Source organism: Parabacteroides sp. AF48-14, from assembly GCF_003477465.1.
GTDB classification, from domain to species: Bacteria; Bacteroidota; Bacteroidia; order Bacteroidales; family Tannerellaceae; genus Parabacteroides; species Parabacteroides acidifaciens.
The window spans coordinates 105,449-121,356 of record NZ_QUDI01000010.1; the positions used below are offsets into that span (position 1 = coordinate 105,449).

The 15,908-nt window shown below is 47.2% G+C and carries 12 protein-coding genes, 1 tRNA gene and 2 pseudogenes; 10 read left to right on the forward strand and 5 right to left on the reverse strand.

Features of this window, described 5'->3' with window-relative positions; translation table 11 throughout:
* Positions 1-19: 19 nt before the first annotated feature.
* The gene (gene asnA, locus DW083_RS06835; RefSeq protein ID WP_122331878.1) at positions 20-1,057 is read right to left on the reverse strand and encodes an aspartate--ammonia ligase; all 1,038 of its coding nucleotides are present in this window, start codon (positions 1,055-1,057) and stop codon (positions 20-22) included.
* A gap of 197 nt (positions 1,058-1,254) precedes the next feature.
* Between asnA and DW083_RS06840 the strand changes: the two genes are divergently transcribed.
* The 3 genes and pseudogenes from DW083_RS06840 (at position 1,255) to DW083_RS06850 (ending at position 2,559) form a co-directional block, all read left to right on the forward strand.
* Positions 1,255-1,328, forward strand: a tRNA-Arg gene (locus DW083_RS06840).
* A 109-nt stretch (positions 1,329-1,437) separates the two neighbouring features.
* Positions 1,438-1,893, forward strand: a complete 456-nt coding sequence (locus tag DW083_RS06845) for a DoxX family protein (protein ID WP_115501172.1) — start codon at positions 1,438-1,440, stop codon at positions 1,891-1,893.
* A 169-nt stretch (positions 1,894-2,062) separates the two neighbouring features.
* Positions 2,063-2,559, forward strand: a pseudogene (locus tag DW083_RS06850) (DUF4251 domain-containing protein).
* Here DW083_RS06850 and DW083_RS06855 read toward each other — a convergent pair.
* Positions 2,519-3,474: pseudogene (locus DW083_RS06855) on the reverse strand (TIGR01212 family radical SAM protein). The pseudogenes DW083_RS06850 and DW083_RS06855 overlap by 41 nt on opposite strands.
* Positions 3,475-3,666: 192 nt before the next feature.
* Between DW083_RS06855 and DW083_RS06860 the strand changes: the two are divergent.
* The 3 genes from DW083_RS06860 to DW083_RS06870 all read left to right on the forward strand — a co-directional run bounded on the left by DW083_RS06860 (position 3,667) and on the right by DW083_RS06870 (position 7,876).
* Positions 3,667-5,841, forward strand: coding sequence for a S9 family peptidase (locus DW083_RS06860; RefSeq protein WP_122331879.1), 2,175 nt, complete (start codon positions 3,667-3,669; stop codon positions 5,839-5,841).
* Positions 5,842-5,847: 6 nt separating this feature from the next.
* Positions 5,848-6,693, forward strand: coding sequence for a lipoyl synthase (lipA, locus tag DW083_RS06865; protein ID WP_122331880.1), 846 nt, complete (start codon positions 5,848-5,850; stop codon positions 6,691-6,693).
* A 61-nt stretch (positions 6,694-6,754) separates the two neighbouring features.
* Positions 6,755-7,876 carry a hypothetical protein gene (locus DW083_RS06870; RefSeq protein WP_122331893.1) on the forward strand — a complete coding sequence of 374 codons (1,122 nt, stop codon included), beginning with the start codon at positions 6,755-6,757 and terminating at the stop codon, positions 7,874-7,876.
* On the opposite strand, the gene DW083_RS06875 is transcribed toward DW083_RS06870, so the two are convergent.
* Genes DW083_RS06875 through DW083_RS06885 form a run of 3 tightly spaced genes read right to left on the reverse strand, consistent with a single transcriptional unit; the run spans position 7,873 to position 9,034 of the window.
* A complete protein-coding gene (locus tag DW083_RS06875) occupies positions 7,873-8,367 on the reverse strand; it encodes a metallophosphoesterase (RefSeq protein WP_122331881.1) in 495 nt (164 codons plus the stop codon). The genes DW083_RS06870 and DW083_RS06875 overlap by 4 nt on opposite strands.
* A gap of 51 nt (positions 8,368-8,418) precedes the next feature.
* Positions 8,419-8,715, reverse strand: coding sequence for a helix-turn-helix domain-containing protein (locus DW083_RS06880; protein ID WP_122331882.1), 297 nt, complete (start codon positions 8,713-8,715; stop codon positions 8,419-8,421).
* Positions 8,690-9,034: a type II toxin-antitoxin system RelE/ParE family toxin gene (locus DW083_RS06885; protein WP_122331883.1), complete on the reverse strand. Its 345-nt coding sequence runs from the start codon at positions 9,032-9,034 to the stop codon at positions 8,690-8,692. The genes DW083_RS06880 and DW083_RS06885 overlap by 26 nt, the downstream gene beginning before the upstream one ends.
* Positions 9,035-9,193: 159 nt before the next feature.
* On the opposite strand from DW083_RS06885, the gene DW083_RS06890 reads away from it, so the two are divergent.
* The 4 genes from DW083_RS06890 to DW083_RS06905 all read left to right on the forward strand — a co-directional run bounded on the left by DW083_RS06890 (position 9,194) and on the right by DW083_RS06905 (position 15,521).
* The gene (locus DW083_RS06890; RefSeq protein ID WP_122331894.1) at positions 9,194-11,263 is read left to right on the forward strand and encodes an RNA degradosome polyphosphate kinase; all 2,070 of its coding nucleotides are present in this window, start codon (positions 9,194-9,196) and stop codon (positions 11,261-11,263) included.
* A gap of 5 nt (positions 11,264-11,268) precedes the next feature.
* The gene (locus DW083_RS06895) at positions 11,269-11,913 is read left to right on the forward strand and encodes a hypothetical protein (RefSeq protein ID WP_122331884.1); all 645 of its coding nucleotides are present in this window, start codon (positions 11,269-11,271) and stop codon (positions 11,911-11,913) included.
* A 193-nt stretch (positions 11,914-12,106) separates the two neighbouring features.
* Positions 12,107-13,108, forward strand: coding sequence for a DUF4837 family protein (locus DW083_RS06900; RefSeq protein WP_122331885.1), 1,002 nt, complete (start codon positions 12,107-12,109; stop codon positions 13,106-13,108).
* A 46-nt stretch (positions 13,109-13,154) separates the two neighbouring features.
* Complete coding sequence (locus tag DW083_RS06905) at positions 13,155-15,521, forward strand: ABC transporter permease (RefSeq protein ID WP_122331886.1); 2,367 nt, start codon at positions 13,155-13,157, stop codon at positions 15,519-15,521.
* Positions 15,522-15,908 lie beyond the last annotated feature (387 nt).

Below are 15,908 nucleotides of genomic sequence, written 5' to 3' on the forward strand. Positions count from 1 at the left end.
TTCAATTATCAATTTTCAATTAAATAAGGTACATGCCGGCAGCACGGGCTTCCCGGCGCATGTCTTCCGGCCATATACTTGCCTGGATTTCTCCGATATGGGCTTTGCGCAGGTAGAACATACACAGGCGGCTTTGTCCGATACCACCACCGATGCTCAATGGCAGTTCGCCGTTCAGGAGGCGTTTGTGGAAGTATAATTCTTTCTTTTCTTCGGCATCGCATATCGCCAATTGGCGGAGCAATGCTTCTCTGTCGACACGGATACCCATGGATGAAAGTTCCATCGAGCGGTTCAGCACTTCGTCCCAGACAAGCAAATCGCCATTCAATCCGACCTGCCCGTTTTCGGCAACTGTCGACCAGTCGTCGTAGTCCGGAGCACGTCCGTCATGTTTCTTGCCGTTGCTCAGCTGGCAACCGATGCCGATGATAAACACGGCCCCGTATTCCTTTGTGATCGCATCTTCCCGTTTTTTCGGGGTGAAAGTCGGATACTTTAGCAATAGCTCTTCGGAGTGGATGAAATGAATATGCTGGGGAAGCGTCGGACGGATTTCCGGAAACATTTCGTAAACCAGATATTCGGTGCGTACCATTGCAGCGTAGATGCGGCGTACAATTTCTTTCAAAAAGTCTACATTCCGTTCTTCCGCACCCATTACACGTTCCCAGTCCCACTGGTCTACATATAAAGAATGGAGGTTGCCCAATTCTTCGTCGGAGCGGATGGCATTCATGTCGGTATAGATTCCGTATCCTTTTTCGATTTGGTAGTCGGCGAGTGTCAGGCGTTTCCATTTGGCAAGCGAATGGACAATTTCCGCTTTGGAATCATCCAAATCTTTGATTGGAAACGTGACTGCGCGTTCCGTGCCGTTCAAGTCATCATTGATACCCATCCCTTTTAAAACGAACAACGGGGCGGTGACACGCCGCAACCGCAATTCGGAAGACAGGTTTTGCTGGAAAAAGTCTTTAATCTTTTTGATACCCATCTCAGTCTGCGATAAGTTCAATAAAGCCCTGTATCCTGCGGGTTTAATTAGATAGCTCATATGTTTGTTGTGCTTTGTGTTTGTAAATAATGCGTGGCAAAGATAATGATTAATGGCAAAATAGCAATCGTATGCCTTGTTTTATTTGCAAAATGGAAGTGATTATCTATTGGAGGGTTGCAAAATATCAAAAGTAATCTTTTTTTGCCCGTTCGTTTGTTTTCCTGCAAGATTATGTCTACTTTTGCGCTGTCTTTGGCTGGGTAGCTTAGCTGAATAGAGCGTCAGATTCCGGTTCTGAAGGTCGTGGGTTTGAATCCCACCCTGGTCACACGAGGGTTTCCGAGTTTTCGGAAGCCCTTTTTTATGGCATACACGTAAACATTTCTTTTTTATTTATGTTTTATAAATGAATAACTAATTAAGAAAGAACAAAGATTATGGTAGCAATTTATAGATTCCTTTTCCCTTCCAAGCCGGAAGGAAATGCTTTTTCCCTGTTTTTATTGGCTTTACGTATCCTTTTGGGGGTGTTATTCCTTTCGCACGGTGTGCAGAAATGGGCTAACTTTGAGGTGTTGTCGACCTCTTTCCCGGATCCGTTGGGAGTTGGAAGTACGGTTTCATTAGGGTTGGCGATTTTTGGAGAGGTGGCTTGCTCTGTCGGCTTTATTTTTGGAGCGCTTTACCGCCTGGCCCTGATTCCGATGATTTTCACGATGGGGATGGCTTTTTTCGTGATACACGGGAATGATCCGTTTGCGGCAAAAGAGTTGGCGTTTATCTATCTGGTCATATTCATCCTTATGTATATAACAGGACCGGGTAAATTCTCTGTCGACCGTATCCTCTCGTCGGCTTTGGTACGGAAAAGGCGTTGGGAGAGGACTGCTTGATTATTTCGGGAATAAGACACGATTATGATCCAAAACGGAATGGATAGTCCCGGCTAATCAGTTTTCTTTGATTTTAAAGTAATTTAATGATATTGGAATAAACCTTTTAAGTCTATGAGTTGTCTTATATATAGAAAGGCAAATAATAGTGTTTAGTTTTTAAGGTTATATGAAGAACATCAGGTTATTATTTTTTATGGGGATTGTCCTCTTTCTCGGAGGGCAATCCCTTTATTCCCAGACTAAGAAAGAAAGGAAAGAGCAGAAAGCGAAAGAGATAAAAGAAATGATAGATGAGCAGCGGTTTACGATAGATGTAGACCGCGCACTGCCAATGGGAGGGCGTACAGTGAACCTGACGACTCCTTACTCTTTTGAGATGCGCGGTGATTCGGCGATTTCTTATCTTCCTTATTTCGGAAGAGCGTATTCTTTGCCGTATGGTGGAGGCGACGGGCTGCGTTTTGAAGAATCAATTACCGATTATCAATCAACCTCGAGAAGAAGGGAACCGCTCGAATTAAATTCGTAACCCGTACCAAAGAAGATACTTTCCGTTTTGACGTGCAGGTGTTTTCTAACGGTTCTGCCATTATAAGCGTAACGCCGACAAACAGGCAGAGCATTACCTACCAGGGAGAAGTCGCTCCGAAGAAGAAGGAGTGAACAGACGTCCTTGCCGCGCATTTCGTTCTAAGATACGTTTATTTACCTTTGCCGTAAATTCAAAGTTTTTGAGTCCCCAATCCGGTGCGATCAGCAACTCTTTGGGGGATTGCGATACAAACCTCTCTACACAATAGAGGGGTTTAATCGTTCTATGAAGTCGATGACCAGTTCGATGTATTCGTCCGCGGTGTAGAGGTGGAACTGTTCGGGGTGCTCGGCCTGTTCCTTCGCCATGCGCGTGTTGCGGATCAGTTGCAACTGGTGCAGTTTCAGCGTGGTAAGCGGCAGCGTGGAAAGGACATCGGCATGATGCAGGATCTCGTCCCGGCTTTCTCCCGGCAGGCCTAATATCAGGTGGGCGCCGGTATAAATGCCTTTGGCTGCTGTCCGGCGGATGGCGTCTTCCGATTCGGCATGCGTATGGCCGCGGTTGATGCGGACGAGCGTACGGTCCAGTGTGCTTTCCAGGCCGTATTCGATCATGACGAATTTTTCTTTGGACAGAGCGGCGAAATAATCCAGCAAAGCCTCCGGCATACAGTCCGGGCGGGTTCCGACAATCAGTCCCCTGACATCCGGATAGGAGAGGGCTTCCTCGTATTTGGCGATCAGCGAATCCAATTCATCATATGTGTTTGTATAGGCCTGGAAATAGGCCAGGTATTTCATATCCGGATATTTGCGGGAAAAGAAGCGGACACCTTCTTCCAGCTGTTCCGTCACGCTTTTCTCCGTATGGCAGTATTCCGGGCTGAACGTCTGGTTGTTACAATACGTGCAGCCACCGAAACCTTTCGTCCCGTCACGGTTGGGGCAGGTGAAACCGGCGTTGATCGATATCTTTTGCACTTTGTGGGGAAAGACTTCCCGAAGGAAGTCGCCTAAGTCCCGATATGGTTTGCTGTTTTCCATGCCGGCAAAGGTAATTTATAATGGTTAAAGGGCAATATCCGGTGGTTAATAATTTGATAAAATGATATCTGGGAGCCTCTGTTCTACACAAATATCCTTTATTAGTCGGCAGTTTTCTGTTAAATCCAGCGAGAATGTACTAACTTTGCAATCTGTTCTATTTGAAACATTAAGAAAACAATAAGAGTATATATGAGACGATTTGGGTTTGGAGCTTTACTTGCATTCATGTTAGCCGGTAGCTTGTCTGCGCAGAATGGAAGTAAACGTGTCGATTTAAAAGAGATTACGGACGGAGAGTTCCGCCAGGTTACTAATATCGGTGAGATGCGTTCGCTGCCTGACGGCGAGCATTATACGGCGATGAACGATGCCCGTAACATGATTATAAAATATTCCTATCGTACAGGTGCGCCTGTCGATACACTGTTTAATGCAGCAAAGGCACGCGAATGTACGTTCGATACGTTCGAGGGATATACGATCAGCAGCACCGGGCACCATATCCTGGTATGGCGTGATACGGAGCCGATTTACCGCCGCTCGTTCCGGGCAAATGTCTACGATTATGACGTGCGCCGTAATTACGTGAAACCGATCTCCGATTCCAAGAGCAAGCAGATGATTCCGACTTTCTCGCCGGACGGACGGATGGTTGCCTACGTGAGCGATAACAACATCTGGATCCGTAAGTTCGATTTCGATACGGAAGTACAGGTGACGAAAGACGGTGAGCTGAATAAGATTCTGAACGGTATCACCGATTGGGTGTATGAAGAAGAATTTGCCGTGACGAACCTGATGGCCTGGTCGCCGAACAGCGAGCAGTTGGCATTCGTTCGTTTCGACGAATCGGAAGTGCCGGAATACTCGATGCAGATGTTCGGTACAGGACTCTATCCCGGTTATTACGACTACAAATATCCGAAGGCAGGCGAGAAGAACTCGAAGGTGACGCTGCATGCCTACGATGTGACGACGAAAGATACAAAGACGCTGAAAGTCCCGGTGGAAGAGGATAGCTATATTCCCCGGATTGTCTTTACCAATAATTCGGACCAGTTGGCCGTGATGACGCTGAACCGCCATCAGAATGTATTCAATATGTATTACGCCAACCCGAAGAGCGGTGTGTTCCGCCTGATCCTGCGTGATGAAAACAAGGCCTATGTCGATTCGGAATGGTTGAACTCCATCCATTTCTATACGAACAGTTTCTCGTATGTAAACGAACAGGATGGTTATGCACACATCTACCTGTATTCACCGACAGGCGTCATGCAGCGCCAGGTAACAAAAGGGAACTGGGACGTGACCGCTTTCTTAGGTTACGACGAGGCTACAAAGACGGTTTATTATGAATCGGCGGAAGAAAGCCCGATGCGTCGCGCTGTCTATAAGGTCGACGCAAAAGGCGTAAAGACCAAACTGTCGACCGGGGAAGGTACGAACAACGCAACGTTCAGCGATAACTTCGCTTATTATGTAAACCAATATTCCAATGCCAATACGCCGGTAAAGATTACGGTAAACGAAACGAAGTCGAACAAAGTGTTGCGTGTCTTGCAGGACAACGCCCGCCTGATCGACAAGCTGGCCGGTTACTCGTATGCGAAGAAAGAGTTTATCAAAGTGCGCACAGCTTCCGACTATGAGCTGAACGCCTGGATCGTGAAGCCGGTGGACTTCGACGAATCGAAGAAATATCCGGTCCTGATGTTCCAGTATAGCGGTCCGAACTCCCAGCAGGTGTTGGATAAATACAGTTTCGACTGGGAACAGTATTTGGCTGCCAACGGTATTATTACGGTTTGTGTGGACGGACGCGGAACTGGTGCCAGGGGCGAAGCCTTCCGTAAATGTACCTATCTGCGTATGGGCGAACTGGAGTCGAAAGACCAGGTCGAAGCTGCGCAGGCATTAGGCAAACTGTCGTTTGTCGACAAGAGCCGTATGGCGATCTGGGGATGGAGCTTCGGCGGATATAACACGCTGATGTCCATGAGTGTTGGTAACGGCACTTTCAAGGCCGGCATTGCGGTAGCACCTCCTACCGACTGGAAATATTATGACTCTGTCTATACGGAACGTTTTATGCGCACGCCGAAAGAAAACTTTCAAGGATATGCCGCTACTTCCCCGATCCGTCTGGCGAAGGATTTGCAGGGAAAACTGCTGCTGATCCACGGTACGGCCGACGATAATGTACACTTCCAGCAGACGATGGATTATGCGGAAGCACTGGTGCAAGCCGGTAAACAGTTTGAAATGCAGGTTTATAAAGATCGTAACCACAGTATTTACGGAGGAAATACCCGCTATCACCTGTACACCAGAATGTCTAATTTCTTATTCGATAATTTATAACTTATAATGTCAGAACATTTGAGAAAGCCGGATTGGTTGAAGATCCGGCTGGGGGGAAATGAGCAGTTCACACGGACAAAAAGTATCGTGGAATCTCACTGCTTACATACGATTTGTACCAGCGGGAAATGCCCGAATATGGGAGAGTGCTGGAGCCGGGGGACGGCAACCTTTATGATTGCGGGTGATATTTGTACCCGCTCCTGCCGTTTTTGCAATACGCTGACCGGCAAACCGCTTCCGCTGGATGCGAAAGAACCGGCGAATGTGGCGGAAAGCATCCGGCTGATGCAGCTGAAACATGCCGTGATCACTTCGGTGGACAGGGACGATTTGCCGGATTTGGGTGCACAGCACTGGGTGGATACGATCCGTACCATAAAAGAGGTAAACCCGGAAACGACTGTCGAGGTCCTGATCCCCGATTTCCAGGGACGTCTGGAACTGGTGGACATGGTGGTGGAAGCGGCTCCTGAAATTATATCCCATAATATGGAAACGGTTCGCCGGATCAGCCCGGAAGTGCGTAGCGCTGCCAAATACGATGTGAGCCTTTCGGTGCTTGCACGCATTGCAGGACAAGGCGTTGTCGCTAAAACCGGTATCATGGTCGGCCTGGGCGAAACGACGGAAGAAGTGTATGAGTTGATGGATGACGTGCGGGCCGCCGGAGTCTCTGTCTTGACAATCGGACAGTATTTGCAGCCCAGCCGAAAAAATATTCCGGTAAAGGAATACGTCACTCCTGAACAGTTTGAGACTTATAAATCAATTGCTTTACAAAAAGGGTTCAATAAAGTGGAGAGCGCTCCGCTGGTCCGTTCCTCTTATCACGCCGAAAAACACGTATGATGGTGAGAACATTTCTTTATACAGTTTGTTATGTTATAAAGGGAAAAAAGGGGGAATGGGTATGAATAAAGTGAAGAGGAGCCTGGATAACCAGGCCATTGGCTTAGTGCCACTGCTGCTGTTTATGTTTTTGGATAATTATTTTTCATACTTATTATCCTTCATAATCGGTGTTACTTTTTGTTTTGTATGTATTTTTTTATTTCAAATACTTAGTAAAGATAAGGTCTATCAGTTCCTGTTATTACCGGCCGCAACGACATTAGTTCTTTATTCGATTTTTCTTTGTATCAGGCTTGAGCCGGTGTTGTTTATTTATTCTCCGTTAATAACTGAAGTATTGTTGGTTGTCGTATTGGCGTTTCTCGGATTTGCCAAACGGTCGATCTTGCGCAAGATCCGGACCTCCAAGCATCCGACCTACAAACGGACGTTGATGCGTACTACGTTGAATGAATTCTTTTTTGTTGCCCAGCTTGTCCAGAATCTCTATACATTGCACTTGTTTATCATCCTGGTGTACAGTATCCTGCCGGATACGATGCAGGGTGTGCGTATGGAGCGTTTCTTGTACAGGGAGCTTGGGATCGTGATCGGGGTGTTCCTGATCTTGTATGAACAGATAAGGATTTCGATGATGCAAGGCAGTCTTCGCAAGGAAATGTGGCTGCCGGTGTTGAATGACGGGGGAAAGGTGATCGGCTGTATTGCCCGTTCCGTGAGCCGTTCTTTGCCTAAAAAGTATTACCATCCGGTTGTACGTGTGGCAGTCATCTACCAGGGAATGCTGTATCTGGTGACGAGAGGAAAGAAAGCATTCGTATCGCCGGATACGATCGATTATCCGTATTACAGTTATGTTTTGTTTCGCCATAGCATAGAAAGCACGGTGCGGGAAACGATCGGTGAGTTAGGGGAAAAAGAGGATATGATGCCCCGCTTCTTGATTCGTTATACATTCGAGAACGAAAAGGTGAAACATTTGGTCAACCTCTACGTTATCTGTGTACGTTCTGAAGAGATAATGAACCAGATCAAACAGCCGAACGGTAAGCTCTGGACCACTAAACAGATAGAAGCAAACTTAGGCTCGGGTGTTTTCAGTGAATACTTCGAACAGGAGTTCGACTATTTGCAGAATACGGTTCTACTGGCGGAAAACTTCTGTTGTGGAGATTGTTAACGGTGTCCCAGTTCTATAACTTCCAAGTCCTTGATTTGTTGTCCGTCAATAATGAAACGTATCAGCGTCCTTACCTGATGGAACCCGCTCTTGCCGGCCGCGCCCGGATTCATGTACAAACAATTCAGGCTTCTGTCGAAAGCGACTTTCAGTATGTGCGAATGTCCGGCAATGAAGAGGTTGGGGCGCGTGTCGTATAGCTCTTTGCGGATAGCCGGGTTATAACGTCCCGGATAGCCGCCGATGTGCGTCATCATCACGTTCACTTCCTCTGCCTTGAAGTGGGCGACTTGCGGATATTGTAAGCGGAGCGACTGACTGTCTATATTACCGTAAACAGCGCGGAACGGTTTTAAGGCTGCCAACCGGGCAGCCAGGCCGTCCGAACCGATGTCTCCCGCATGCCAGATTTCATCGCATTCGGAGAAGTATTCCGCATATTTGTCGTCCCACCAGGCGTGGGTATCTGAAAGAAGTCCTATTTTAAGCATAACAATTTCTTTTATCTCGCAAAAGGATGTAAAACTGTAACTGTGTACTGATCACATTACAGTTTTAACAATTTCAATCCTTAATCCCAGTGCTTCAATAATTCGATAAAAAGTGCTTACACCAGGTTCAATGATCCCCTTTTCAATTCTGGATATATATGATTTACTTGCACCAATGCGTTTGGCAAGTTCTTCTTGCGTTATCTTTTCTTTCCTACGTACATCATGGATAACTTGTCCTACACAATAAGAATAGGCTTCACGCCGAAAGTTTTCACGTTCGGCACTACCAATTTTGCCGAACTTCTGATCCATTACTGCATCAACGCTTGTTAAATTTGCTTCCATAATATTCTTCTTTGATTTTTAATGCTTTACTAATCTCTTTGGCTGGTGTCTTCTGTGTTTTCTTTTGGAAGCCGTTAAATAAGATAACAATCCTACCAGCATCAAAACAAAAGAACACACGGTAAATATTACTGTTGTATTCAGCTCTAAGTTCGTACAATCCATCTTTGATATGCTTAACAAACTTCTCAGATATACGATCTTTCACTTTCAACATATCAAGTACATAGTATATCTTTCTGGCTTCATTCTCATTAAGCGTGTCCATGAAATCCCAGAAGTAATCTTTGTATGTAACTATTTCTCTTTCACCATCCATTCCACAAAGGTAGACAAAGTTTCAATATGTTGTAACTTTTAATCCGGATTTTATGTCTCTACTTCTGATTAACGTTGCAGACGTTAAAAAATAGGTTTCAAATTGCATCATTTTATCTCGCAAAAGTATTTATATTTACCGACCGAAGATAATAATACGATGGAGAATTCACATAAATATTTCAAACGGGATATCAGTTGGCTGTCTTTCAACTATCGCGTTTTACTGGAGGCGGAAGATGATGCGCTGCCTATCTATGAGCGTATCAAGTTCCTTTCTATCTATTCGTCCAATCTCGAAGAGTTCTACGAAATAAGGGTTGCCGAGCACCGAGGCGTGATCATGAAAAAGAATTTCACCGATGAGAGCGGTGCTGAGGCGGAAGAGATACTGGCCGAAATAACCGAAGAAGTGAACCGCCAGCAACGGGAATATTACCGTATCTTTTCAAAAGTATTGCAGGAGCTGAACCGGCAGGATATTTATCTGTACCAGGACAGCAATCCGGAACCGTTCCATGAAGAATTTGTGCACAACTTCTTTAACGAAGAGGTCTTCCCTTTCCTTTCGCCGGTGATGATACAGGCGGGAGATATCCGTACGTTCATACGCGACCGCCGTCTTTACCTGGTTATCCGGATGATAAAGAAGAGTAAGCGGATGGCAGAGCCGGATTATGTGCCAGAGTATTATTATGCCTTGATGAAGATCCCGTATGCGAAAGTTCCCCGTTTTATCGAGTTGCCGTCGCATGAAGGGAAGCATTATATCATGTTTATCGACGATATTATCAGGGCTAACCTGTCCAGCATCTTTCCGGGGTATGTGGTGGAAAGCTGTTACAGTATCAAGATTTCGCGGGATGCGGATATTTACCTGGACGACGAGAAAGGCGGCAATATCGTGGAGAACATCCGGAAGAAGGTGAAGAAACGCAAGATAGGCGCCTTGAGCCGCTTTATGTACGACAGCAATATGCCGGACGATTTTCTGGCGTTTGTCTGTAATGCTTTCGGCATTACGGTGGACGACCTGGTTTTGGGTGGACGCTACAACAACCTGCAGGACCTGATCAAGCTGCCGAACCCGAAGGGGAAGGAGTTGGAGCAGGAGATCCCGTCTCCGATGCGCGTACCGTTCTTAGATGAGATGGGTTCGGTCTTCCGGGCGGTGAAGAAACGGGACATATTGCTGCATTTCCCCTACCAGTCTTTTGATTACCTGATCCGTTTTCTGATGGAAGCGGCGTTTGATCCAAAGGTAGACGAGATAAAGATTACACAATACCGCGTAGCGGAAAATTCGGCAGTCATCAATACGCTGATCAGTGCTGCCCAGAACGGAAAGAAAGTGACTGTCTTTGTCGAACTGAAAGCCCGCTTCGACGAAGAGAACAATATGAGCACGGCCGAGCGGATGGAGCAGGCAGGTATCCGCATTATTTATAGCATCCCCGGCTTGAAAGTGCATGCGAAAGTTGCCGTTATCTTGCGTAAAGATACGGACGACGGCATCAAGCGGCGCGATTTTGCCTATCTGAGCACCGGCAATTTCAATGAAAAGACGGCGCGTATCTATTCCGATATGGCGTTGCTGACCTCGGATGCGGAGATGATTAAGGACATCAACAAGGTATTTGCCGTCCTGGAAGGGAAGCTGCATGAGCCGACATTCCGTCATTTGCTCGTTGCCCGTTTTAATATGGTTCCGGAGCTGACTCGGATGATCCACCGGGAGATCGAGCATGTCAAAGCCGGTCGTAAAGGGCGCATCGTGTTGAAGATGAACGGACTGCATGACCAGCATATGATTGATGAACTGTATGAGGCCAGCGAGAACGGTGTCGAGATAGACTTGATTGTCCGCGGTATCTGCTGTCTGGTTCCCAACCAGCCGTTCAGCCGGAATATCCGGATTACCCGTATTGTGGATATGTTCCTGGAACATTCGCGTATCTGGTATTTCTATAATGACGGGCAGGAAGACCTGTTCCTGACTTCCGCCGACTGGATGCGCCGTAACCTGAACCGTCGTATCGAAACGGCTTTCCCGATACTGGACCCGGAGATAAAGGAGGATATTATCCATATCTTGCAGATACAGATGCGGGACAATGTCAAGGCTTGCCTGATAGACGAACAGTTGCGCAACAACTTCAAGCGGGATGGCAATCCGGAGAAGGTGCGTGCCCAACTGGCTATTTATGAATATTTGAAAAATAAGATGTAGGCGGTATGGATATGTCTTCTTCCTGGACGTTCGTCCTGTTTAGTTTGGGGTGCGTTGCGCTGATAGCGGGCGCTTTGCTCGGTTTCCTGATCGGACGGCGGACGGGGAGCAGGCAGGAACGTTTCCTACAGGTCAAGGAAAAGATGAAGCGTAATAAGGCCATGCTTTGCCGGCAACAAAAGGAACGCTATGAGTATGCCCGGCAGGTGAAGCAGCTGGAAGAAGAATTGCAACATCTGACAGCCGAGTCCGAACAGTATCGCGAACGGATGTCCGACCTCGAGTTTTACCAGCAGAAGCTACGCGCAAGCGAACGGATCGACCTGGCCGATGCGAATGTCCTGTCGATGCTGATCCAGCTAAAGGAAGACCCGCTCCACACCAATCTGACGCGTACCGAATGGAACGAGATACTGCATTATACGGATATGCTCTTTAATCATATCCTGACCGATTTAAAGGAGAAACAGGGGATTACCCGCCACGAACAGGAAATCTGTTGCCTTGTCAAATGGAACTTCTCCCGAAAGGAACAATTGGCCGTTTTCAACAATACCACCGATGCCTTGACCAAGTCTAAAAACCGGTTGAAGAAAAAGCTTCAGTTGGATGAAAAGACCGATCTGGACCAGTTTATCCGTTTATATTAGCTGTAAAAAAGCAATCCGATTGTCCGCCATATCGTGTGTCTGATATGGCTTTGCTGAGCTTATCTTTTTGTTTGTCAATTGTTTATTTGCTTATTTGTTTGTCCGGCATCGTTTCTTCCTCTTCTTAAATCATCTCTCTACCTTTGCTCCGTGTGAATTTAGTTTTTAAGAAAATCTGATAGGAGATAATAGTATGAGAACACAATCTTTATTAATCGTGATCCTGCTTGCCCTGATAGGCGGGACATCGTGTAACCGGTCTTCAAAGCCGAAACAGTCCATCTTTATGAAGCGGGCAACCGGGTTTGCTTATGAAGTCCTGGTCGTAATGGACAAAGATGCATGGAAGGGAGAAGCCGGACGATTGTTGTATGGCCAGTTGACGGCTTCCATTCCGGGGCTGCCGCAAAACGAACCGACCATGCGGGTGACGTATGCCGAACCGTCGCAGTTTGACGGCCTTCTGCGTTATGTCCGTAATATTATGGTGGTTCGGGTTAATCCGTCCCAATATACGAAAGTGTCGGTCCACAAAGAGAAGGACGTATGGGCTACCGGACAGGAAGTCATCACGCTGAACGTCCCTTCCTCACAACAGTTGATGGAGTATCTGACGGAACACGGAGCTTCATTGGTCGCTTATCTGGAGGGAAAAGAACGTGAACGGTCTGCCGGTTATCTTGAAAGAGCGCATAGCGCCTGGGTGAACGAGAAGGTAAAGGAACGTTTTAATGCCAGTTTGTATGTGCCGGAAGAGATGTGTTCTTATAAGGACACGGCGGATTTCTTTTGGGTGACGGATCATGGCAAACAGGGACGAACCGATCTGATTGTCTACAGTTTCCCTTATACCAGTAACCGGACATTTACATTGGATTATCTTGTGTCGATGCGCGATTCCATTTTAGGGGAGCAGATACCGGGCGCTTTTCCTAATTCCTATATGACGACTGTCAAACGCCTTCCTCCTTCTTACGAAGCGATTAACCGGAACGGTGAATATTGTGGCGTAGTGAGGGGTTTGTGGGAACTGGAAGGCGATATGATGGGCGGCCCGTTCATAAGCCATGCCTATCTGGACAAAAAGAACCAGCGGGTGGTCGTGGCGGAAACCTTTGTCTATGCCCCGAATACCAAAAAGGCCAAATTACTCCGGCGCGGGGAGGCGGCGCTTTATACGTTCAAGTTTAATTGATGTTTTGATTCTGACGGGATAACCTTATTTAAATCAGCTTATTGTTATGTTTGCACACTACCTTAAAATCGCTTTCCGCAATATGTGGAAATACAAGACGCAGTCGTTTACCGGTATTTTCGGATTGGCTTTCGGACTGGCCTGTTTCGTCCCTGCACTCTATTGGATGCATTACGAAACCTCTTACGACAGTTTCTATCCCGATGCGGAACATATTTACCGCGTCCATACCGTAGAAAAACAATCGGGGAAAGTGAATAAAGTCGCATCGAAGATTATGGAAAATAAGATGCGTGAGCAGTTTCCGGCAGTGGAAGCGTCTACCTGTCTGATGAGCGGAAAGGAAAATTGTCGTACTGAAGAAATACCGCACGTCCGGATGAGTATGCTTTATGCCGACAATACTTTTTTCAGTGTTTTCCCACAGACATTTGTTAGCGGAGATGCCGTGCAGCCGCTGCAAGTTCTTAATAACATGATTCTTACGGAAACGATGGCCGTACGTCTGTTTGGTGATGCGGAGAAAGCGATCGGCCAGAAGGTGCAAAATACGATAAGGGCGGATTGGCCGCCTTACACGGTCACAGCCGTAATAAAAGACCTGCCGCCCAACAGTAATCTGCTGTTTGATGCTATCATTTATCACGATATGCTGAAATCTTTTTCCGAGTTTCCGGAAGAGTCACAGTGGAAGATGTTCTTCATGGAACTGTATGTGAAGTTCAATCCTCACGCGAATACCGGAGAAATAGCTGAACAGTTGCGCGATCTCGCTTCGCGGCTGGGCACCAATCCAGATATCGAGTTGCGGATGCTTCCTATTGGCGATGTCCGCCACAAGCTGGATTCCGATGCTCCGTTTACCATGAATTTTATCGGGCTTTTCGTGGCGTCCGGAATCTTGTTGTTGCTTACGGCGATATTCAACTTCCTGAATCTGCATCTCGACCTTTTCCGCCAACGCATCCGCGAGTTACGCTTGCGTACGGTGCATGGCGCGTCGGGCGGGCAACTCATCCGGCAGATGATGTTCGAGCTGTCTTGTTCTATCCTTTTGGCATTGCTGCCGGCTTGCTGTTTCGTTGTCATTGCCTGTCCGCTCTTTTCCGGTTTGCTCGGGATTGAGATCGGGATGGTGCAGGTCGTTCTGCTGCTTGCCGTTTGCGGTATAGGAGTGATGGTGTTGATGATGTCCGTCGGTTCTGTCCTTTTCCGGCGGTTAAGCCGGTTGGCTATGCGTCCCCGGCCGGAAGGACAGGCAACCGGTAGACCGGCGTTGCGGCGTATGGCTGTGTCCTTGCAACTTGTCGTTAGTGTGGTTTTTATTGTCGCAGCATGGGTCGTTATGATGCAAATGAGTTTTGTTAACCATAAAGATTTAGGGTTCGACCGTCGCGGGATCATACAGTTGTCCGGGTTTACGGATTATTCGGGAAAAGTGGAGAAGGTCCTGATACATGAACTTGCGGCTATCCCGCAAATCGAAAGTATCACCGATGCCAGCTTCGAACCCCAACACAAAGCGAGCCCTTTTACGACAGTCACCGATGTGGGTTGGCCGGGAAAACCGGTATCTGAAAAACCGGCTTTTAATCTTCTCTTTACCGACAGCCGGTTTGCCGAAACATTCGGGCTGAAAATGCTTATGGGGGAATGGTGGGACGAAGGTCAAACCAAAAAGATTGTTCTCAACGAAGAAGCTGTCCGGGTGATGGAACTTAGCGAACCGGTGGGTTCTATTGTCCGTATGCCCTCTTTTGATGATAATTCGATGATGGAGGACTACGAAGTGGCGGGTGTGGTTCGCGATTTTCACACGCTGTCGCTCCGTAACCGCATCAGTCCGACTTTCTTTGTGCAGTCTCCAGCTCTGTATAATACCTTGTATATCCACGTCACGCCCGGCCAGGAGATGGAGGTGATACGGCGGGTTACCGCTATGCTTCCTGATATCGATGCAACGTTGGTCGATGCGCATCTGACGCCGATAAGCGAGTTGTACGACCGTCTCAACCAGTCGGAACAGGCAGGTCTGAAAATGTTTTCCGTCTTGGCGGGTGTCTGCCTGCTGATCTCGTTATTCGGCATTTATGCTGTAGCCGCTGCTGCATCCCGGCGTCGTCGCAAGGAGATTGCCATCCGTAAAGTGGTGGGGGCTGAGGTGAACAGCATTGTCCGTATGTTTTTCCGTGAATACACATCGTTGGTTGTCTTTGCGGGTGTCGTTGCACTTCCGTTGGCCTACATTGCTATGAGCCGTTGGTTGCAAGGATATGCCTATCGTACGAATATCCCCTGGTGGTTATTGGCGGGAGTGATTACAGGTGTCGTTATGGTAGTCCTGCTAACAGTTCTGGGACAGGTATTGAAGGCCGCCAACAATAATCCGGCGGAGGTGGTGAAAAGCGAGTGAGCTACCGATTCAAATTTTGAACCTTCTGCAAACAGAAACTACAATAACCCCCTTTTCTGGCGTTTTTCTATTTCATCTGAAATCTTGATCGATTTTGAACTGACTTTTTTCATTGTTTTAGCCTGTTCAACTGACAACAGATAAAATGAGGTGCGCAGTCCGTTCCCAAAAGCGTACAATTTGATTACCGAAAACCGGAAACGCCGTCAAAGTGATAAAGCTTAACTCCCGGAGAATCGAATATTTGAAAATAAAACGGACGGCGTTCCAAATATCCTAAGGAAATTCAGGTGCTTTTTTGCCCTAAAGACGGTCCTCTTTTCAATTACGACCGTCCAAATCGCCATTACGACCGTGCTAATCTTCGCGAGGTGCCGAGTGCACTAC